General features: G+C 61.2%; 20 protein-coding genes. 12 read left to right on the forward strand and 8 right to left on the reverse strand.

Annotated features, from left to right (window positions below; genetic code table 11):
• The first annotated feature begins 133 nt into the window (after window positions 1-133).
• The gene (gene gltX / locus B5P46_RS13120) at window positions 134-1600 is read left to right on the forward strand and encodes a glutamate--tRNA ligase (protein ID WP_129419025.1); all 1467 of its coding nucleotides are present in this window, start codon (window positions 134-136) and stop codon (window positions 1598-1600) included.
• Between the two features lie 22 nt (window positions 1601-1622).
• A complete protein-coding gene (gene lysS, locus B5P46_RS13125; RefSeq protein WP_129419026.1) occupies window positions 1623-3119 on the forward strand; it encodes a lysine--tRNA ligase in 1497 nt (498 codons plus the stop codon).
• Between the two features lie 66 nt (window positions 3120-3185).
• On the opposite strand, the gene B5P46_RS13130 is transcribed toward lysS, so the two are convergent.
• A complete protein-coding gene (locus tag B5P46_RS13130) occupies window positions 3186-3932 on the reverse strand; it encodes a hypothetical protein (protein WP_129419027.1) in 747 nt (248 codons plus the stop codon).
• A gap of 178 nt (window positions 3933-4110) precedes the next feature.
• Between B5P46_RS13130 and B5P46_RS13135 the strand changes: the two genes are divergently transcribed.
• The 7 genes from B5P46_RS13135 (at window position 4111) to B5P46_RS13170 (ending at window position 11303) form a co-directional block, all read left to right on the forward strand.
• A complete protein-coding gene (locus tag B5P46_RS13135) occupies window positions 4111-5019 on the forward strand; it encodes a LysR family transcriptional regulator (RefSeq protein ID WP_003566676.1) in 909 nt (302 codons plus the stop codon).
• 116 nt (window positions 5020-5135) lie between these two features.
• Entirely contained in the window at window positions 5136-6296 is a 1161-nt protein-coding gene (locus tag B5P46_RS13140; RefSeq protein WP_129419076.1) for an ABC transporter substrate-binding protein, read from the forward strand.
• A gap of 235 nt (window positions 6297-6531) precedes the next feature.
• On the forward strand, window positions 6532-7518 hold the full coding sequence (locus tag B5P46_RS13145; protein ID WP_129419028.1) for an ABC transporter ATP-binding protein: 987 nt from the start codon (window positions 6532-6534) through the stop codon (window positions 7516-7518).
• A complete protein-coding gene (locus tag B5P46_RS13150) occupies window positions 7515-8477 on the forward strand; it encodes an ABC transporter permease (protein WP_129419029.1) in 963 nt (320 codons plus the stop codon). The genes B5P46_RS13145 and B5P46_RS13150 overlap by 4 nt, the downstream gene beginning before the upstream one ends.
• Entirely contained in the window at window positions 8467-9279 is an 813-nt protein-coding gene (locus B5P46_RS13155) for an ABC transporter permease (protein WP_063475283.1), read from the forward strand. Before B5P46_RS13150 ends, B5P46_RS13155 begins: the two co-directional genes overlap by 11 nt.
• Before the next feature lie 12 nt (window positions 9280-9291).
• On the forward strand, window positions 9292-10719 hold the full coding sequence (locus B5P46_RS13160; protein WP_129419030.1) for a gamma-aminobutyraldehyde dehydrogenase: 1428 nt from the start codon (window positions 9292-9294) through the stop codon (window positions 10717-10719).
• 410 nt (window positions 10720-11129) lie between these two features.
• Window positions 11130-11303 carry a DUF1328 domain-containing protein gene (locus B5P46_RS13170; protein WP_003552965.1) on the forward strand — a complete coding sequence of 58 codons (174 nt, stop codon included), beginning with the start codon at window positions 11130-11132 and terminating at the stop codon, window positions 11301-11303.
• A gap of 113 nt (window positions 11304-11416) precedes the next feature.
• On the opposite strand, the gene B5P46_RS13175 is transcribed toward B5P46_RS13170, so the two are convergent.
• The 3 genes from B5P46_RS13175 to tal all read right to left on the reverse strand — a co-directional run bounded on the left by B5P46_RS13175 (window position 11417) and on the right by tal (window position 13717).
• Window positions 11417-11866 carry a DoxX family protein gene (locus B5P46_RS13175; protein ID WP_206735347.1) on the reverse strand — a complete coding sequence of 150 codons (450 nt, stop codon included), beginning with the start codon at window positions 11864-11866 and terminating at the stop codon, window positions 11417-11419.
• A gap of 124 nt (window positions 11867-11990) precedes the next feature.
• Window positions 11991-12659, reverse strand: coding sequence for a DUF1345 domain-containing protein (locus B5P46_RS13180; protein ID WP_129419032.1), 669 nt, complete (start codon window positions 12657-12659; stop codon window positions 11991-11993).
• Between the two features lie 92 nt (window positions 12660-12751).
• A complete protein-coding gene (tal, locus tag B5P46_RS13185) occupies window positions 12752-13717 on the reverse strand; it encodes a transaldolase (RefSeq protein WP_129419033.1) in 966 nt (321 codons plus the stop codon).
• A 425-nt stretch (window positions 13718-14142) separates the two neighbouring features.
• Between tal and B5P46_RS13190 the strand changes: the two genes are divergently transcribed.
• On the forward strand, window positions 14143-15168 hold the full coding sequence (locus B5P46_RS13190; RefSeq protein WP_017962183.1) for a sugar-binding transcriptional regulator: 1026 nt from the start codon (window positions 14143-14145) through the stop codon (window positions 15166-15168).
• Window positions 15169-15203: 35 nt separating this feature from the next.
• On the opposite strand, the gene B5P46_RS13195 is transcribed toward B5P46_RS13190, so the two are convergent.
• Window positions 15204-16076, reverse strand: a complete 873-nt coding sequence (locus B5P46_RS13195) for a methylated-DNA--[protein]-cysteine S-methyltransferase (RefSeq protein ID WP_129419034.1) — start codon at window positions 16074-16076, stop codon at window positions 15204-15206.
• Between the two features lie 79 nt (window positions 16077-16155).
• Complete coding sequence (locus B5P46_RS13200; RefSeq protein ID WP_129419035.1) at window positions 16156-16653, reverse strand: DUF2244 domain-containing protein; 498 nt, start codon at window positions 16651-16653, stop codon at window positions 16156-16158.
• On the opposite strand from B5P46_RS13200, the gene nth reads away from it, so the two are divergent.
• Window positions 16652-17458 carry an endonuclease III gene (gene nth, locus B5P46_RS13205; protein ID WP_206735348.1) on the forward strand — a complete coding sequence of 269 codons (807 nt, stop codon included), beginning with the start codon at window positions 16652-16654 and terminating at the stop codon, window positions 17456-17458. The genes B5P46_RS13200 and nth overlap by 2 nt on opposite strands.
• Here nth and B5P46_RS13210 read toward each other — a convergent pair.
• Complete coding sequence (locus B5P46_RS13210; protein WP_129419037.1) at window positions 17423-18001, reverse strand: TetR/AcrR family transcriptional regulator; 579 nt, start codon at window positions 17999-18001, stop codon at window positions 17423-17425. The genes nth and B5P46_RS13210 overlap by 36 nt on opposite strands.
• 85 nt (window positions 18002-18086) lie before the next feature.
• Here B5P46_RS13210 and B5P46_RS13215 point away from each other — a divergent pair, with 85 nt between their 5' ends.
• Window positions 18087-18512, forward strand: a complete 426-nt coding sequence (locus B5P46_RS13215) for a VOC family protein (protein ID WP_129419038.1) — start codon at window positions 18087-18089, stop codon at window positions 18510-18512.
• Between the two features lie 3 nt (window positions 18513-18515).
• On the opposite strand, the gene B5P46_RS13220 is transcribed toward B5P46_RS13215, so the two are convergent.
• Entirely contained in the window at window positions 18516-19229 is a 714-nt protein-coding gene (locus B5P46_RS13220) for a sulfate transporter family protein (protein ID WP_129419039.1), read from the reverse strand.
• Between the last annotated feature and the right edge of the window lie 145 nt (window positions 19230-19374).

Below are 19374 nucleotides of genomic sequence, written 5' to 3' on the forward strand. Positions count from 1 at the left end.
AACGGACGATCGGTGGATAGTGCGGGCGCATGCCCTTTTCCGGCCGGTTTGCCGATGAAGCTATCTGCATCCTTCCGGCCGAACGTCGCTTTCCCCATGAAAGCCGTCCGGCATTCATTGACGGGCACATACAATGACAGTTTCCGGGACAGCCACCGGCGTCCGCGTCCGCATCGCTCCCTCGCCGACCGGCGAGCCGCATGTCGGCACCGCTTACATCGCTCTCTTCAACTACCTTTTCGCCAAGAAGCACGGCGGCGAGTTCATCCTGCGCATCGAGGATACCGATGCGACGCGCTCGACCCCGGAATTCGAGACGAAGGTGTTGGACGCACTGAAATGGTGTGGGCTGGAATGGAAGGAAGGCCCTGATATCGGTGGCCCCTACGGCCCCTATCGCCAGTCCGACCGCAAGGAAATGTACCAGCCTTACGCACAGCAATTGCTGGACAAGGGCCATGCCTTCCGCTGTTTCTGCACGCCCGCGCGGCTGGAGCAGATGCGCGAAACCCAGCGCGCCGCCGGCAAGCCGCCGAAGTACGATGGTCTCTGCCTCAACCTCACGGCCGAGGAAGTCACCTCGCGTATGGCCGCCGGCGAGACGACCGTCATCCGCATGAAGATCCCGGCCGAAGGCTCCTGCGACTTCACGGACGGCGTCTATGGCGATGTCAGCATCCCCTGGGATTCAGTCGACATGCAGGTGCTCGTCAAGGCCGACGGCATGCCGACCTATCATATGGCCAACGTCATCGACGACCATCTGATGAAGATCACCCATGTCGCACGCGGCGAAGAATGGCTGGCGTCCGTGCCGAAGCACATCCTTCTCTATCGCTATTTCGACTGGGACCAGCCGGTCTTCATGCATCTGTCGCTGATGCGCAATGCCGACAAGTCGAAGCTGTCGAAGCGCAAGAACCCGACCTCGATCTCCTATTACTCCGCGCTCGGCTATATCCCGGAAGCGCTGATGAACTTCCTCGGCCTGTTCTTCATCCAGATCGCCGAGGGCGAAGAGCTCCTGACGATGGATGAGCTCTCCGAGAAGTTCGATCCGGAGAACCTCTCCAAGGCCGGTGCGATCTTCGACATTCAGAAGCTCGACTGGCTGAACGGCCGCTGGATCCGCGAGAAACTGTCCGAAGAGGAGTTCCAAGCGCGGGTGCTGACCTGGGCGATGGAAAACGACCGCCTGAAGGAAGGTCTGCGCCTGTCGCAGACGCGCATTTCCAAGCTCGGCGAGCTGCCCGATCTAGCCGGCTTCCTGCTCAAGTCCGATCTTGGCCTGCAGCCTTCCGACTTCGCCAAGATCAAGTCGCCGCCGGAAGAGATCCTGGAGATCCTCAACACCGTTCAGCCGGATCTCGAAAAGATCCTGGAATGGAATGTCGAGACGATCGAGGCGGAGCTGCGCGCTATCGCCGACCGCATGGGCAAGAAGCTGAAGGTCGTGGTCTCACCGCTTTTCGTCGCCGTGTCCGGCTCGTCGCGCTCGCTGCCGCTCTTCGATTCCATGGCGATCCTCGGCCGGTCCGTTGTGCGTCAGCGCCTGAAGCTCGCCTCGCAGGCGGTCGCCGCCCTGGTCGGCTCGAAGTAAGACCAGTCAGAGGATTTCGACAATGGCTGACAACAAGACCGAAAACACCCTTTCCTCCGACGCGACGGAAGTGCGCGCCCAGAAGCTGAAGCTGCTGCGCGAGCAGATCGGCGAGGTCTATCCGGCGCATTTCCACCGCACGATGACCAATGCCGAGCTTATCGCGAAATATGAGAACCTGGAACCTGACGTCGAGACGCAGGATGTCGTCACTGTCGCCGGCCGCGTCTACTCGTCGCGCAACACCGGCATGTTCATGGACATCCACGATGCCGGCGGCAAAATCCAGATTTTCAGTCACAAGGACACGACTCCGGAAGAAGCCCGTGCGCTTCTGCCGATGATCGACATCGGCGACATCATCGGCGTCACCGGCATCGTACGCCGCACCAAGCGTGGCGAGCTGACGATCAACGCGCAGACGATCACCATGCTGACGAAGTCGCTGCTGCCGATGCCCGAGAAGTGGCACGGTCTCTCAGACATCGAACTGCGGTATCGCAAGCGCCATCTCGACATCATGACCAACGAGGATTCGAAGCTCCGCTTCCAGCAGCGCTCGAAGATACTCTCCGGCATCCGCCGCTTCATGGAAAATGACGGCTTCATGGAAGTCGAGACGCCGATGCTGCATTCGGTCTATGGCGGCGCCACCGCCGAGCCGTTCAAGACGCATCACAACACGCTAAAGCTCGATATGTACCTGCGCATCGCGCCGGAACTGTTCCTCAAGCGCACGCTGGTCTCAGGGCTGACAGACAAGGTCTTCGAGATCAACCGGAACTTCCGTAACGAAGGCGTCTCCACCCGGCACAATCCCGAATTCACCATGATGGAGTGTTACTGGGCCTATGCCGACTACGAGGACATCATGGACCTCGTTGAACGGCTGTTCGAAGCCTTGGCGCTCTCCATTCACGGTACGACAGAATTCCCCTTCGGCGACAAGACCATGTCCTTCAAGGGTCCGTTCAAGCGCGTGCCGATGCCCGACGCCGTCAAGGAAGCGACCGGCATCGACTTCCGAGCCATCAAGACCGATGAAGAGGCCCGCGCCGCCGCCAAGGCCGCCGGCTTCGCGGTCGAGAAGGATTGGACCTGGGGTGAATGCCTCGCCTTCATCTTCGAGGAAAAGGTTGAATCCACCCTGATCCAGCCGTCGCATGTGACGCATTTCCCGAAGGACATCTCGCCCTTCGCCAAGGAAGTGCCGGGCGAACCGCGCCTCGTCGAGCGCTTCGAGACCTATTGCAACGCCTGGGAACTCGGCAACGCCTTCTCGGAACTCAACGATCCCGAAGAGCAGCGCCGCCGTATGGTCGAGCAGCTCGAACAGGCGCATGCCCGCGGCGAAAAGGAAAAGCAGTTGGACGAGGAATTCCTCGACGCCATCGACCAGGGCATGCCCCCGGCAGGTGGCCTCGGCATCGGCGTCGACCGTCTCATCATGCTGCTGACCAATGCGCCGTCGATCCGCGACGTCATCCTCTTCCCGGCCCGCCGCAGCAAGGCCGACTGACAGGAAGAAGCGCACAAAAACAAAGCGGGGGGCCGGCCGGCACTCCGCTTTTTTCATGCCGTCCGTTCAGTGGCTCTTGGATGGCGAGGCTTCTGCCGGCGGCTCTTCGGCCGGCGCCTCCCCGACCGCATCGGCGCCGTGACCTTCTGCAGCAGGCGCGGCTTCGCTTTCGGCCGCCGGTGCTGCACCATGCCCGCCGCCCGTGGCCTTCTTGCCCTTTTCCTCGTTCCTGGTCGAGGCGACCGCGACCGGGTCGACGCAATCCTCGAGATCCTTGAAAGCGGCGCTGATCATGGCGATCTCGTCGGAGGGCATCTCTATCCGCTCGCCGAAGAACAGCCCGTTTTCGCTGGCCTTGCCGTCGTAGTAGCGCGCTGTGTAGGACTTGTCGTCGAGGCCGGGAACTGTCTTGTCGGGATGCGGGATATAGACGACGTCGGCGCCGATTGCCCGGCCGCGAATGTCCGCACGCAACGTCGGGCCGTTCTCGTCGAGCACCACCACCTGCACCAGATCTGGCTTCTGCGCGGCATATACCGCCTGGGCGACACGAAGCGCGGTCTTGACCCGCGTCATCCCGTCGGTCGGTTCGGTCTTGATGTATTTGCGCACCCAGACATGGTCCTGCTTGCGGATCGTCACCAGGTTGACGTCACTGCATTCGAGCCCGTAGCCACCACCAGCCGCACCGATCAGCCTGTCCTTGCCGACATAGACCGCCGCACCGCCGGAAACGCCCGTCAGAAGAGCGACTCCACCGATGATGATTGCCAATTTCCGGGAAGGCCGGAAGATGCGCAGTAAGGCCTTCACGCCAACTGCTCCGCCATCTGAAACTCCAACGCAGGACAAGTGCTGAGAATGCTAAAGAAATGACGTTTCCGAAAGTTTAAGTGGGCGTGTGAAGCCTGCGCCATTTTGAGAAAACACCAAAAAAGGTCCGCATTCCCGACCGCTTGCCACGGCCTGTTCCGCCATGCTCTAAACGCCCATGGCCTTCACACTTCGCCAGGTTCAATATTTCGTCGCCGTCGCCGAACAGGGTTCGGTGACGCGAGCCGCACAGAACCTTTCGATCTCGCAATCCTCGGTGACGGAAGCGCTGAAGGAGCTCGAAACCGACCTTGGCGTCGAACTCTTCGAGCGTCATCCGCGCGGCCTGACGATCACCCATAATGGCCACCAGTTCCTGCGTCACGCGACGAAGATCCTGGCTTCCGTCTCCGATGCACGGACCAGTTTCTCCGGGCAGCAAAGCGCCCTCTCCGGCACGCTGAACATCGGCGTCACCTCGCTTGTCGCCGGCTACGTGCTCTCCGACCTCCTGGCGCGATACCGGCGCGCCTGTCCGGGCATCGAGGTCAGCGCCATCGAGGACAATGGCGGTTACCTCGAACATCTCCTGGTCGGCGGCGAATTGGATGTCGCCGTGATGGTCATTTCCAACTTGCGCGACCGTATGGCGCTGCAAGCGGAAATCCTCGAAACCTCGCCCTATCGACTATGGCTGCCGATGGGCCATCCGCTGGTGTCGGCCGACATCATCTCGGTCGCCGACATCGCCCGCGAACCGCTGATCATGCTGACGGTCGACGAAATCGAGGAGAATACCGGCAAGCTGCTCTCGGCACTCGGCGCCCGCCCGCATGTCGCTTTCCGCACCCGCTCGGTGGAGGCCGTGCGCAGCCTGGTTGCAACAGGAGCCGGCGTGGCCCTGCTTCCCGATCTTGTCTACCGACCATGGTCGCTGGAAGGCGACCGCATCGAGAGCCGCGACGTCTCCGGTTCGCTGCCGGTCGTCCAGGTCGGCATGGTCTGGCGCAAGGGCTCCAGCCTGCCGCAGGCGGCGCGCGATTTCGTCGGCATCGCCGAAAGCTTGCGCTCCGGTCGCATCCGCTGATATCGGAATTTCCGATACCGTCTTTCTGATAAATGAATTTGCGAAAGCGGCTTTTTCGCGTCACCTTTTCATCCGGGAACAAACCGCCACAGAAGTGGCAAACCGGGAGACGGATGATGACGGATCTGTTGAAATCCTGCACGGCAGCGCTTGCCTGCCTGAGCTTCGCGACGCAGGTAATCGCCGCCGAACCGCTGAAGGCCTTGGGCAAGGGCGAAGGTGCGGTCAGCATTGTCGCCTGGGCCGGCTATATCGAACGCGGCGAAACCGACAAGAAATACGACTGGGTCACCGATTTCGAAAAGGAGACCGGCTGCAAGGTTTCCGTCAAGACCGCCGCCACCTCGGATGAAATGGTGTCGCTGATGAACGAGGGCGGCTTCGACTTGGTCACGGCATCGGGCGACGCCTCGCTCCGCCTCATCGCCGGCAAGCGTGTCCAGCCGATCAACACCGATCTGATCCCGAGCTTCAAGACCGTCGACGAGCGCCTGCAGAACGGCCCGTGGTATACGGTCGGCGACATGCATTACGGCGTGCCCTATCTCTGGGGGCCGAACGTGCTGATGTACAATGCCGACGCCTTCAAGGACAAGGCGCCGACCAGTTGGAACGTCGTCTTCGAGGAGCAGACACTGCCCGACGGCAAGTCGAACAAGGGCCGCGTCCAGGCCTATGACGGCGCGATCTACATCGCCGATGCCGCCATGTATCTGATGGCCCACAAGCCGGATCTCGGCATCAAGGATCCCTACGAGCTGAACGAGGACCAGTACAAGGCCGCCCTCGACCTGTTGCGCGGCCAGCGCAAGCTCGTCTCCCGCTACTGGCATGACGCGATGATCCAGATCGACGACTTCAAGAACGAAGGCGTCGTCGCCTCCGGCTCCTGGCCTTTCCAGGTGAACCTGCTGCAGGCCGACAAGCAGAAGATCGCCTCCACTTTCCCGGATGAAGGCGTCACCGGCTGGGCCGACACCACCATGCTGCATGCCGACAGCGAACATCCGAACTGCGCCTATATGTGGATGGAACATTCGCTGAAGGCCAAGGTCCAGGGTGATGCTGCCGCCTGGTTCGGCGCCGTGCCCTCCGTTCCCGCGGCCTGCAAGGGCAACGAACTGATGGGCGATAGCGGCTGCGCCACCAACGGATTCGATCACTTCGACAAGATCAAGTTCTGGAAGACCCCGGTCGCCAAATGCACGACGCAGAGCGAATGCGTGCCCTATCATCGCTGGGTGTCTGATTATATCGGCGTGATCGGCGGGCGGTAATTTGCATCCTCACTGAGGGGACTGTTGCAGCGTAAGACCCCTCCCCAACCCCTCCCCACAAGGGGGAGGGGCTTCAGCGGCCATCGCCTATAGTCCCTGCTGCATGCAGCAGTAAGGTTGTATCCGAACGGTCCCGCACGTTAAGTCCCTCCCCCTTGTGGGGAGGGGTTGGGGAGGGGTTTTTACGCTTGCAAAATCGCACCCATTCAGCGCATTCCCAAGACCCGGAGCCACCATGACCCCCGCCGTCCGTTTCCAGCAGGTATCGCGCCATTTCGGCCAGGTTCGCGCCGTCGACGGCGTCGATCTCGAGATCGCGCCCGGCGAATTCTTTGCCATGCTCGGGCCATCCGGCTCCGGCAAGACAACGTGCCTGAGATTGATCGCCGGCTTCGAGCAGCCAACCGCGGGGCATATCCAGATCTTCGGCGAGACGGCCGACGGCATTCCGCCTTATCGCCGCAACGTCAACACCGTGTTCCAGGACTACGCACTCTTTCCGCATCTGAACATCCTCGACAATGTTGCCTATGGGCTGATGGTCAAGGGCGTCGGCAAGGCGGAGCGGATGAAGGCGGCAGGCGATGCCCTCGAGCTCGTCAAGCTGCCGGGCTACGGCGCCCGCCGTCCCGGCCAGTTGTCCGGCGGCCAGCGGCAGCGCGTGGCGCTCGCCCGCGCGCTCGTCAATAAGCCGAAGGTGCTGCTGCTCGACGAGCCGCTCGGCGCGCTCGACCTGAAGCTGCGCGAACAGATGCAGGAGGAATTGAAGAGCCTGCAGCGCGCGCTCGGCATCACCTTCGTCTTCGTTACCCACGATCAGGGCGAGGCGCTGTCCATGGCCGACCGCGTCGCCGTCTTCAACGATGGCAATATCGTCCAGCAAGGCACGCCGCAGGATATCTACCGCTGCCCGAAGACCCGCTTCGTCGCCAATTTCGTCGGCTCGTCGAACGTCATTGCGCCTGAGCTGATGGCCTTGCTCGGCGGCGAGAAACGCTGGGCGAGCCTGCGCCCCGAGGCGATCCGGCTGGCAAGCGATGGCGTCGAGGCGAAAGTTGAAAATGCAAGCTTCCTCGGCGCCGCCACCCGTCTCAGCGTCGATCTCAACGGCAGCCGGCTGCATGTCATGCTGCCGGCGGGCGCGCCTGTGCCGGATCTCGGCGCCGGTATCCGCCTCGCCTGGCAGCCGGCCGATATCCACTACATGGATGATGCGGCATGACGGCGCTCACCATGTCAGGCGGCAAGACTTCGATCCTTCCGGGCCGCGGCGGTTTCTTCGGCCAACTGTCGGATACCTTCTGGCGGCACCCGAAGCTGCTGCTCTTCCTGATGCTGACGCCGCCGCTGCTGTGGCTCGGCATCATCTATATCGGCTCACTGATCGCCCTACTTCTGCAGAGCTTCTTCTCGATCGACGATTTCTCCGGGCTGGTGAATACCGAATTCACCCTCTCGACCTATGCCCAACTGCTGAATCCTGCGAATTTCGACATCATCATCCGTACCCTGGTGATGTCGGCGCTGGTCACCCTCGCTGCCGCCCTGATCGGCTTCCCGATCGCCTATTATGCGGCGCGTTATGCGCAAGGCAAATGGAAGGCGCTCTTCTATCTCGGCGTCATGCTGCCGCTTTGGTCGAGCTATCTCGTCAAGATCTACGCCTGGAAGCTGATCCTCGCCAAGGAGGGCATCCTCACCTGGATCTTTGAGAAGCTCCATCTCTCCTGGCTGCTCGATGCCATCCTGAACCTGCCCGTCATCGGCGGAAACTCGCTGTCGGTGAGCTACCTCGGCACCTTCATCGTCTTCGTCTATATCTGGCTTCCCTATATGATCCTGCCGACGCAGGCGGCCCTTGAGCGTGTGCCCGGCAACCTGATCGAGGCCTCGGCGGATCTCGGCGCCACGCCGCGCCAGACCTTCCGTACTGTGCTCCTGCCCTTAGCGCTCCCCGGCATCGTCGCTGGTTCGATCTTCACCTTCTCGCTGACATTGGGTGATTACATCATCCCGCAGATCATCGGCTCGTCCAGGCTCTTCATCGGCCAGGCGGTCTATGCCCAGCAGGGAACGGCCGGCAACGTGCCGCTCGCCGCCGCCTTCTCCGTCGTGCCGATCGTCATCATGGCGCTTTACCTGTCGCTCGCCAAGAAGATGGGGGCCTTCGATGCGCTCTGACCTCAAGACATCGCCGCTGGCTTTGAAGATCGCCGCAGCCGTCGGACTGCTCTTCCTGCACCTGCCGATCCTCTTGATCTTCGTCTATGCCTTCACGACCGAGGAAAAAAGCTATCAATGGCCGCCGCCGGGGCTGACGCTGCAATGGTTCCCCGTTGCCTGGAACCGGCCGGACGTCTGGTCGGCGCTCAGCCTTTCCGTGCAGGTCGCCGTCATCGCCACGGCGATCGCGCTGGTCCTCGGCACGCTCTGTGCGGCAGCCGTCAGCCAGACGAAGTTCTTCGGCCGCGAGGCGATCTCGCTGCTGGTAATCCTGCCGATCGCCCTTCCCGGCATCATCACCGGCATTGCGCTCCGCTCCGCCTTCAGCCTGTTCGATATTCCGTTTTCGGTCTGGACGATCGTGCTCGGCCACGCCACGTTCTGCGTGGTCGTCGTCTACAACAATGCGGTCGCCCGCTTCCGCCGCACCTCCGGCTCGCTGATCGAGGCCTCGATGGATCTCGGCGCCGATGGCTTCCAGACCTTCCGCCATGTCATCCTGCCGAATATCGGCACCGCCCTTCTTGCCGGCGGCATGCTTGCCTTCGCGCTGTCCTTCGACGAGGTCATCGTCACCACCTTCACCGGCGGCCAGCAATCGACCTTGCCGATCTGGATGCTCGAAGAACTCATCCGCCCGCGCCAGCGCCCCGTCACCAATGTGGTCGCCATGGTCGTCGTGCTCGTCACCTTCCTGCCGATCCTGGCAGCCTATTACCTCACCCGCGATGGCGACCAGATCGCCGGCGCCGGCAAATAAAGGGAGAACATCATGGATATCCAAATGCTGATCGGTTCCCGCTTCGAAAAAGGCACGGAGACGGAAGAGCACATCTTGAACCCGAAGACGGGCGAGACGGTGATCGACCTTGCCGAAGCCTCCCTTACCCAGGTCGACGCCGCCGTCGATGCCGCCGAAAAAGCCTTCGCAAGCTGGTCGCAGACGACGCCGGGCGAACGTTCCGGCTACCTATTGAAGATCGCCGATGCGATCGAGAAGGACGCCACAGGCTTCGCTACATTGGAGGCTTTGAACTGCGGCAAGCCTATCAATGCCGTGCTGAACGACGAGATCCCGGCGATCGTCGATTGTTATCGCTTCTTCGCCGGCGCCGTGCGCAACCTGCACGCACCGGCGGCGGGCGAATATCTGCCCGGCCACACCTCGATGATCCGCCGCGATCCGATCGGCATCGTCGGCTCGATCGCACCGTGGAACTATCCGCTGATGATGATGGCCTGGAAGCTGGCGCCGGCGATCGCCGGCGGCAATACCGTCGTCTTCAAGCCTTCGGAGCAGACGCCGCTGACGTCGCTGAAGATGGCGAAGCTGCTCTCCGAAATCCTTCCCGAAGGCGTCGTCAACGTCATCCTCGGCCGTGGTGAAAGTGTCGGCAACGCCCTGATCAACAATGCCAAGGTCGGGATGGTCTCGATCACCGGCGATATCGCCACCGGCAAGAAGGTGCTGCAGGCCGCGGCCAAGACGGTCAAGCGCACCCACCTGGAACTCGGCGGCAAGGCGCCGGTCATCGTCTTCGACGATGCCGATATTGATGCCGTCGTCGCAGGCATCCGCACCTTCGGCTATTACAATGCCGGTCAGGATTGCACCGCCGCCTGCCGCATCTATGCCGATGCCAGGGTCTACGACAATTTCGTCGCCGATCTCTCCTCGGCCGTCTCGAGCATCCGCTTCAACCAGGCCGACGATACCGAAAACGAGATCGGCCCGCTGATCTCCAGGCGCCAGCGCGACCGCGTCGAAAGCTTCGTCGCCCGCGCTTCCGAACACAAGCATATGGAGATCACCGCCGGCGGCGAGGTCTCCGGCGACAAGGGCTTCTTCTTCACGCCGACTGTCATCGCGGGCGCTTTGCAAGACGACGAGATCGTCCGCCGCGAGGTCTTCGGCCCGGTCGTCTCGGTCACCCGCTTTACCGATGCCGACGAAGCCGTTGCCTGGGCAAACGATAGCGACTACGGCCTGGCCTCCTCCGTCTGGACCAAAGATATCGGCCGCGGCATGAAGACAGCCGCCCGCCTGCAATATGGCTGCACCTGGATCAACACACATTTCATGCTGGTCAACGAGATGCCGCATGGCGGCCTCAAACAGTCGGGCTACGGCAAGGACATGTCGGTCTACGCGCTGGAGGACTACACCGCCGTACGCCACGTGATGATCAATCACGGCTGATTGGTAAAAAGAGCAAGGATCTGGGAGGCGCGTCTATAGCAACCAGACGCCCCTTGTTGCAGCAAAACAATAGATACGGATGACGGCGGCGGCCGCGATACCGACGCCGATTGCCTTGCCGTGCAGCTCGCTGACGCGGCCGGCCGCGGCCATGCCGATGACGGCGACATTGTCTCTCCCGGCAACAGGAGATTGATCATGATGATCTCGAAGTAAGCGAAATTGTATGCCCGGCAAAGTTGGCGTGATGATCGGGCTTCACCGATGGGGCAAATCGATCGCCCCTGGAAATAGATCATACAGGCTTTGAAAAGGCCGCTTTCTCCAAGGAGAATGCCATCCCATTCCAACGAACTGGAACAATTTCCAGGTTGCTGCGTCATTCCCAGGCAAAAGCAAAGGATGATGTCATGCTGAAATGGGCTCTGATATTTTTCGTGATTTCCATCATCGCTGGCTTCTTCGGTTTTTCCGGAGTCTCCGCGGCCACCGCGACGATTGCCCGCGTTCTCTTCGGGATTGCACTGGTGATCTTCCTGATCTTCCTGGTCCTCGCGCTGATGGCCGGCCAAGCGATCTTGTGAGCAGAAACGCAGCCCCTCCGTCACCTGGTTCCTAATGACGGGGCGCGGTGGGCGTCTGGGGCGGCGTCCCTTTAGCACGTGGTCTTTCAAGATGATATCGCTTCGGCGCATGCTTACGACAATACTGCCCTGAGCCAAGGATGCATTCTGTTCGTTCGCTTTCTCAGCAGCTTGTCGATCGATATCGATCCCGCACCCGAAGCTGAGAGCACGAACATGCCGCCGGCAATCGCCAGGTCTTTCTCGAAATGCAGCAGTTCGTTCTGGCTCGCAAAATTCGTGTGAAAGAGCAAGGCGGTCGCCAGGCAGAAGAGTGCCAGCGCCAATGCGCCAAACCGGCTGAGGAAGCCTGTCGCAACCGAAAGGCCGGCGCCGATCTGAAGGGCGATGGTGGCAAGTGCCAACGGCGCCGATAGCCCCAGTTTTGCGAAAATGTCGATGGTCGCCGGGATATCTGCCGCGAGCGTCCAACCTTCGTGCAGGAAGATCAGCGACAGCAGAAGCCTGCCGAGGAGAAGAATGAGATCGGCCAGTTGGGGCCGGCTTGAGGCGCTTTCCATCACACCCTCCAATTTGAAGAGCAGGCGGTCCGCCCGCCCCGCTCGTGCGCTCAGATCCAATACTGCCGCTGGACCTGATGGCTCTTGACAGCTCCTCAGATCCTCGCACGCACTCTGGCAAGATGCATTATAGCAGGCTCGCCCCGACATTGATCGCAAGCGCCAGGATCGTCGTATTGAACAGGAACGACAGCACGGCATGCAACAGCGTCAGCTTGCGCATGCTGGTCGAACTGACCGCGACATCCGCCGTCTGTGCGGCAACACCGATGGTGAAGGAGAAATAGAGGAAATCCCAGTAGCCGGGCTCTTCGATCCCGTCGGGAAACTTCAGCCCGCCTTCCTCGTCCGCCCCGCCATAGAAATAATGGGCATAGTGGATGGTGAAGAGCGTATGCAGGAAGATCCAGGAGATCAGGATCGTCAGAACCGCAACACCTGCCCGCGCCAGCGCGACGTCAGGTGCGGCCTCCTTGATCGAATGAAGCTCGAGGCCGATCCCGGCAATGCTGGCAAGTGCGGCACCGATTGAAAGAGCCAACAGGACGGTGTCGGAGAAGTCGAGATCCGCCGAGCGTTTCCGGATGCTTTCAACCGTCGCCCGCAGCATCTTGCGCCAACTGAGCACGACAAAAACGCCGGCGCTGACATTCCAGCCGAACAGGATGTTGCCGGCGCTGACTTCGCGGGAGGTCAGAGCCAAGAAGACCGCCAGTCCGGCAACAACGGCGATGATGAAGCTCGCATGCTTATAGGCAAATGCGGCAAGCGAATTTGCCCGTTCCTCACCCGCCATATCGGTCTCCGACAGCATATGCCCTTGATAACAGCATGAAAAAGGCGCGCCTGCCAGCCGGCAGCCGCGCCTCCGATTGTGGCCGGGCCCTATCAGGCGGCGGCGAGCTGCAGTTCCTTCTGCACCATGGTGCGCAACGTTCCGAGATCCTTGGCGAAGGCGCGGATGCCTTCGGCGAGTTTTTCCGTCGCCATCGCGTCTTCGTTCATCATCCAGCGGAAGGTCTTCTCGTCGACGGAGACCTTCGGATCCGGCTTGCGGCTCTCCGGCGAGAGCTTGCGCTCCAGCTTGCCGTCATCCTTGGCGAGTTCGTCGAGCAGGTTCGGGCTGATGGTCAGGCGGTCGCAGCCGGCAAGGGCTTCGATTTCGCCGGCGCTGCGGAAGGAGGCGCCCATAACGATCGTCTTGATGTCGTTCGCCTTGTAGTAGTTGTAGATTTCACGGACGGAGATGACGCCCGGATCTTCTTCGGCAGTGTAGTCCTTGCCGGTCGACTTCTTGTACCAGTCGAGGATGCGGCCGACGAAGGGCGAGATCAGGAACACTTTGGCGTCGGCGCAAGCGATCGCCTGGGCTTTGCTGAAAAGAAGCGTCAGGTTGCAGTCGATGCCTTCCTTCTGCAGCACTTCCGCGGCGCGGATGCCTTCCCAGGTGGAAGCGAGCTTGATGAGGATGCGGTCCTGGTCGATGCCGCGATCCTTGTAAGCGGCGATGATTGCGCGCGCCTTTGCAAGCGAAGCCTCGGTATCGAAGGAAAGATCGGCATCGACTTCGGTCGAGACGCGGCCCGGGACGAGCTTCACCAGGGCTGCGCCGACGGAGATGGCGAGACGATCGGCGACGGCGGAAGAAACGGCTTCGGAATTGCCGCCCTGCTTCTTGCCCCAGGCGACGGCTTCCTTGATGGCGTCGGCGAACATCGGCGTGCCGAGAGCCTTGAGCACGATGCTTGGGTTCGTCGTGCAATCGACCGGCTTCAGGCGGGCGACGGCCTCGATGTCGCCGGTATCGGCGACCACGGTGGTAATCTCGCGGAGTTGGTCAAGCTTGGATGTCATGGTCAATAATCCTTGTTGAACTTGGGCTGCGACCGGCGCGAGTTCCGCCGGGCAAAGGTGATCTACCGACAGGTTGTTTGTATGCTGCAGGCGAAAATGCGCGCATCCGTCACGGATGATTCATAAACGTGAAGGACAGTGGCCGTGTTCCGGCCGCAAACGAACGGCTGCTCAAACGCAAGCGATACCGCTTGCAGCTGGAAGGCCGGTCGTGACTTTCGGCAAGCCCGCACTATGTCCTCCTCGGACGGACAAGAACGACGTGGTCACCCGGACTATCGCCATTCGCCTTGCGAAAAGTCAAGGACATTTGTGCATTTCAATTGACATAAGTGTCACACCCGTCATTATCCCCGGCAACAAAAGCGTGGCTAAGGCCTTTCATCCCATGAGGGATCTAGGGCAGGAAATCGTGCGGAGGAGATGTGGTCAAGCTCAAACGCGGCACGCACACGGCCTATTCGGAGGCATCCTCGCTGCGGCTAAGGGCGGCATGGCTCTATTACAACGAGGGTCTGACCCAGAAGGACGTCGCCGAACAGCTCGGCATCAGCCGCACCACGGTGATCCGTCTGCTCGACGAGGCGATGAAGCGCAGCGAAGTCCAGATCTGGATCAACGATTCGATCGGCGACTGCGTTGAACTTTCGGTGAAGCTGGAACGCGCCTACGGCCTCGACGAGGCGATCGTCGTCCCTGCGCCGGTCAATGGTGACGTCAATTCGCTGGCTAAAAATGTCGGCCTGGCGCTTGGCCAGTTCCTCTCCGAGGCCATCCCCGACGACTATACCATCGGCGTCGGCTGGGGCCGCACCATGACCGCCTCGCTGTCGAGCTTCCGGCCGCCGCGCCGCGCCAATTGCAAAGTCGTCTCGCTCTTGGGCGGCATCGTCGCCGTGCATCAGACGAACCCGATCGATTACACATGGCGGCTGGCAAACCAACTCGGCGCCGAATGCTACATGTTCCTGGCGCCGCTCCTCGTCGATTCCATCGAGACCAAGCGCAATCTGATCGAGAAATGCGGACTGGACACGATTTATCGTCTCGCCGAAAACCTCGATCTGGCGATCGTCAGCTGCGGCGATATCGGTCCGCATTCGACCTCGCTGTCGGAGGGCTGGATCTCGAAGGCCGAGCTGCAGGAACTGATCGATGCCGGCTGCGTCTGCGATACCATGTTCAACTTCCTCGACAAGGACGGCAATTCGGTCGATCACTCGATCAATCGGCGCGTGATGTCCGTCGATCTCGATACGCTGAAAGAGGCGAAGCATATCGTGCTCTCCTCCGGTGGCGCCCATCGGGCCGTGGCGATCCGTGCGACGATCAAGCGCATCGGCTGCAACACGCTGATCACCGATGAAAGTGCTGCACGGGCGTTGCTGGGCCTGGCCGAGACATCACTGCCAGCTTCTTCTCCCCAGCGGGGAGAAGTGCCGGAGCGATGAGCGGCGACACACGCCGCTCCGTCCGGGAAACCCCCTCAGGCGTGCGCCGATTCCCAGCCGAGCATCGCCCGCTTGCGGGTGAGGCCCCAATGGTAGCCCGTCAGCGCACCGTTTTTGCCGAGCGCCCGATGGCAGGGCACCACGAAGGAGATCGGGTTTGCCCCGACCGCAGCACCCACGGCGCGCTGCGCCGTCGGGCTACCGATATCGTTGGCGATATCGGAATAGGTGACGGCCTTGCCGAACGGGATTTTCAGCAGGCTCTGCCAGACGCGCACCTGGAAGTCCGTGCCGATCAGCACGACACGCAGCGGCTGGTCCGAGGACCATTTGCCGGGCTCGAAGATGCGGGCGGCATAGGGGACCGTCGCCTGCAGGTCTTCGACATATTCGGCGTTGGGCCAGCGGCAGGTCATATCCTCGAGGCAAGCCCTCTCGTCGCCGGAATCGCTGAAGGCAAGGCCGGCAAGGCCGCGATCGGTCACCATGATCAGCGCCACGCCGAAAGGGCAGATGTGGAAGCCGTAGCGGATGATGAGACCACCGCCCTTGGCCTTCCATTCGCCGGGCGACATCGCCTCATGGGTGACGAAAAGGTCGTGCAGGCGGCTCGGCCCGGAAAGGCCGACCTCGATCGAGGTCTCGAGCAGCGGCATGTCTTCCTTGCGCAGCAGCCGCTTGGCGTGATCCAGCGTCACCGCTTGCAGGAAGCCCTTGGGCGACAGCCCGGCCCAGCGCGTGAAGGTCTTCTGCAGCTGGGACGGCGACTGGTTGAGCTGCGCCGCGATCGCCTCCAGCGAAGGCTGGTCGCGGTAATCCTCGGTGATGAGTTCGATCACCCGACGGACAATGTCATAATCAGGGCCGTCAGGCGTGATGTCTGTCTGCAGGTTGGCAATCATATTCATCGTCTTTCTCCTTGTTACAAGGAGATAGTCAATAGGGGGTGAGCAAACCACCCGATTCTTGCGCATCCGCCGGATAGGCTCAGATCCGCTGCTTGACCGTCGCCAGCGCTCCCTTGAAGGCCTTGGCGAAGCTTTCGCGATCATCGGGATTGAGGAAGGAGCCGATATCCGTGCGTCGGCCCTCGCCGAAGATATGCATGGAAAGGATGCCGATCTCCTGGTGCCGGCGAACGAGGAAGCGCGTCCAGAACGGATTGAAATGATGCTCCACCATCCGTCCCGAGGGCGCAAACTTGCGCACCGACACATCCGTGCGCGATACCGTCACCTGTTCGCGCGCTTTCCCGGAGCGGTAATTCAGCCAGAAGGCGCCGTAGAGAAGCAGAAAATCCACTCCGAGGAACAAGCCGATCGGCCAGGCCCCCGTCGCGATGAAGAACGTGCCGTAAAGCAAGCAGACGGCACCGGATAGGGCAAGCAGCACCTTGAAGCCCCGGCGGCCGAGCGACCGGTGGGGAAAGAGCTCGGCAGCGAAAACAGGCTGCTCATTGAAGCTGTCGGCGTTGCTTTCCGTCATGGCTGCTGATTATAGAGTTTCCATGGCGAATCCGAAACTCAAATCCGTTACCAAGACGCCGCAGGGCGCGAATGTGATCGCCCGCCGCAAGCCAGCGGCCGCGGTGCGCACGGCCTATTCGCTGGCCGAGCGCGAGGAGATCTTCCGCCGCTTCTCGGTGCAGCGGCCGGAACCGAGAGGCGAGCTCGAGCACACCAACCCCTTCACGCTCGTCGTCGCCGTCGCGCTTTCGGCGCAAGCGACCGATGTTGGCGTCAACAAGGCGACGCGCGCGCTCTTCAAGATTGCCGATACGCCGGAAAAGATGCTCGATCTCGGCGAAGAGCGGCTGCGCGACCACATCAGGACGATCGGCCTCTACCGCAACAAGGCGAAAAACGTCATCGCGCTCTCGCAGATGCTGGTCGACCAGTTCGACGGCAAGGTGCCGGAGACGCGCGACGAACTGGTGAGATTGCCGGGCGTCGGCCGCAAGACCGCCAATGTCGTGCTTTCCATGGCCTTCGGCCAGGCGACGATGGCCGTCGACACGCACATCTTCCGCATCGCCAATCGCATCAGGCTCGCCCCCGGCAAGACACCTGACGAGGTCGAGGAACGCCTGATGAAGGTGATCCCGAAACATTACCTCTATCATGCGCATCACTGGCTGATCCTGCACGGCCGCTATACCTGCAAGGCGCGCCGGCCCGAATGCGAGCGCTGCGTCATCGCCGATCTCTGTAAATCGCCGGAGAAGAGCTGGGATGTGCCGGCGCCGCTCGTCGAGCTACCGCCGCAGGTGATCGGCGAGGCCGTCGAGTAGGACAGCGATCGTCTGCTCGTAATACCGCCTTTCGGCGCCCGACTCGATCGCGATCGCCGCGCGATCGAAGGCCGCCGATAGCAGCGACGTCAGCGGTTCGAGCATAGCGCCGGCTTCTGGAAGCATCGCGGCAAGCCCTGCCCGCAGCGTCTCTTCCGCATTCTCTGCATCGATCGCCGCACTCGCCAGCGGGCCGAGAACGGCAGGTGCCTCGATCAGCAGCAGCCGCGTACGCCCTTCTGCCCTCATCGCATCGAAATAGGCCGAGGCACCGGCGATCAGCATGGCACGCGGCGCGTCGTAGGACGCCGAGCGCGCCTCGATCGCCGCGGCCACCGCGCGCGCCTCGCATTCGATAACTGCCCGAAAAAGCGCCTTCTTGTCTTCATAATGATGGTAGAGCGCGCCACGCGTCACTCCCGCCGCCGTGACGATCTCCGGCGTCGCGGTTTCGGCATAACCTTTCTCGACGAAAAGACGTCGACCGGCATCGATCAGTGCCTGTCTCGTCTGCTCAGTTCTCTCGCGATTGCTGCGGCTCATGCGCACCTCTTTACATACAAACAGAATGTATGTTAATAGGTAAAAACATACAGATTGTATGTAAACAAAAAAGGAGGAAAAAGAGATGAAATCGACGAGCTATTATCCTGTCATCATGACCGACGACGTTGCCGGCACCGCCAGCTTCTATTGCACGCATTTCGGCTTCAAAGCTCTGTTCGAAAGCGACTGGTATGTTCACCTGCAATCGGCAGAGGAGGAGCATATCGCGCTTGCCATCCTTGACGGCAGCCACGAGACCATCCCGGCCATAGCCCGCGGCAGGGTGTCCGGCCTGCTCCTCAATTTCGAGGTCACCGATGTCGATGCGATTTATGCAGCCTGCCGGAACGCCGGACTGCCAATTCTCAGAGAAATCCGCGACGAGGATTTCGGCCAGCGGCATTTCATCACCGCCGATCCGAACGGCGTGCTGATCGACATCATCAAGCCGATCCCGCCGAGCGCCGAATTCGCGGCGATGTACGACACCTCCGCCCTGCCTGGTTGAGCCTCAGGCGCGCAAACCGGGATCCTTAGCGGAAACCAGCTTGTGCAGATGCACCATCATGCCGGCGGCAAAAAGCGGCGTCAGAAGATTGACGATCGGGATCGCCAGAAAAAGGGCGATCATCAGCCCGCCGAGAAAGACGGTGGAGGCATGCTTGGCGCGGAAGAGCCGTGCCTCATCAGGCGAACGGGAGCGCATAGCCGCGAATTCGAAGAATTCCCGTCCGAGCAGATAGCCGTTCACCAGAAAGAACGCGACCAGATTGACGCCGGGTATGAACAGCAGCAGCAATGCCACGATATTGCCGAGAATCACCACACCGAGGAACTTGATCGAGCTTGCCATCGCCGGACCGAGCGGCATGGCGGTGCCCGGCACGTCCTTGGGATAGTCGCGCTTTTCGATGACATCAGCGACGTCGTCGAGAAACAGGCCGGCGATCAGCGCCGTCACCGGCGACAGCAGCAATGCCAGCATGAGGGCAAGGCCGATACCGGCTAGAATTGCGAAGATGAGAGCGAACCACCCCGCCCAATCCGGCATATCGGGAAAGAAGCTCGTGAGCCAGGGAAAGAGAAAGGCCATGAACGCTCCGCGCAGCGTGAACCAAAGGCCGACGAGCACGAGAACCGTCAGGCCCAGCACCTTCCAGAAGACAGAACGCGTTTCCGACGCGAACAGATTGGCGAGCGAAAGTCGAGCGGCGTCAAGAATCATGTCTCAGGCGTCTCCGGTTGCGCCGAAGATGTAGGAAAGATGCAGGTCACCGACAAGAGAGAATAAAATTGCATTCAGTAATAGAAAACTTGTCGAAAACTAAATACTAATATAATATTGTGACATATATGAAATACGCACGGGC

Source organism: Rhizobium leguminosarum, from assembly GCF_004123835.1.
GTDB classification, from domain to species: domain Bacteria; phylum Pseudomonadota; class Alphaproteobacteria; order Rhizobiales; family Rhizobiaceae; genus Rhizobium; species Rhizobium leguminosarum_M.

Bases quoted from the DNA above. Each gene is read 5' to 3' on its own strand.
- gltX (WP_129419025.1), top strand. From the start codon at position 134: ATGACAGTTTCCGGGACAGCCACCGGCGTCCGCGTCCGCATCGCTCCC.
- lysS (WP_129419026.1), top strand. From the start codon at position 1,623: ATGGCTGACAACAAGACCGAAAACACCCTTTCCTCCGACGCGACGGAA.
- B5P46_RS13135 (WP_003566676.1), top strand. From the start codon at position 4,111: ATGGCCTTCACACTTCGCCAGGTTCAATATTTCGTCGCCGTCGCCGAA.
- B5P46_RS13140 (WP_129419076.1), top strand. From the start codon at position 5,136: ATGACGGATCTGTTGAAATCCTGCACGGCAGCGCTTGCCTGCCTGAGC.
- B5P46_RS13145 (WP_129419028.1), top strand. From the start codon at position 6,532: ATGACCCCCGCCGTCCGTTTCCAGCAGGTATCGCGCCATTTCGGCCAG.
- B5P46_RS13150 (WP_129419029.1), top strand. From the start codon at position 7,515: ATGACGGCGCTCACCATGTCAGGCGGCAAGACTTCGATCCTTCCGGGC.
- B5P46_RS13155 (WP_063475283.1), top strand. From the start codon at position 8,467: ATGCGCTCTGACCTCAAGACATCGCCGCTGGCTTTGAAGATCGCCGCA.
- B5P46_RS13160 (WP_129419030.1), top strand. From the start codon at position 9,292: ATGGATATCCAAATGCTGATCGGTTCCCGCTTCGAAAAAGGCACGGAG.
- B5P46_RS13170 (WP_003552965.1), top strand. From the start codon at position 11,130: ATGCTGAAATGGGCTCTGATATTTTTCGTGATTTCCATCATCGCTGGC.
- B5P46_RS13180 (WP_129419032.1), bottom strand. From the start codon at position 12,659: ATGGCGGGTGAGGAACGGGCAAATTCGCTTGCCGCATTTGCCTATAAG.
- tal (WP_129419033.1), bottom strand. From the start codon at position 13,717: ATGACATCCAAGCTTGACCAACTCCGCGAGATTACCACCGTGGTCGCC.
- B5P46_RS13195 (WP_129419034.1), bottom strand. From the start codon at position 16,076: ATGAATATGATTGCCAACCTGCAGACAGACATCACGCCTGACGGCCCT.
- nth (WP_206735348.1), top strand. From the start codon at position 16,652: ATGGCTGCTGATTATAGAGTTTCCATGGCGAATCCGAAACTCAAATCC.
- B5P46_RS13200 (WP_129419035.1), bottom strand. From the start codon at position 16,653: ATGACGGAAAGCAACGCCGACAGCTTCAATGAGCAGCCTGTTTTCGCT.
- B5P46_RS13210 (WP_129419037.1), bottom strand. From the start codon at position 18,001: ATGAGCCGCAGCAATCGCGAGAGAACTGAGCAGACGAGACAGGCACTG.
- B5P46_RS13215 (WP_129419038.1), top strand. From the start codon at position 18,087: ATGAAATCGACGAGCTATTATCCTGTCATCATGACCGACGACGTTGCC.
- B5P46_RS13220 (WP_129419039.1), bottom strand. From the start codon at position 19,229: ATGATTCTTGACGCCGCTCGACTTTCGCTCGCCAATCTGTTCGCGTCG.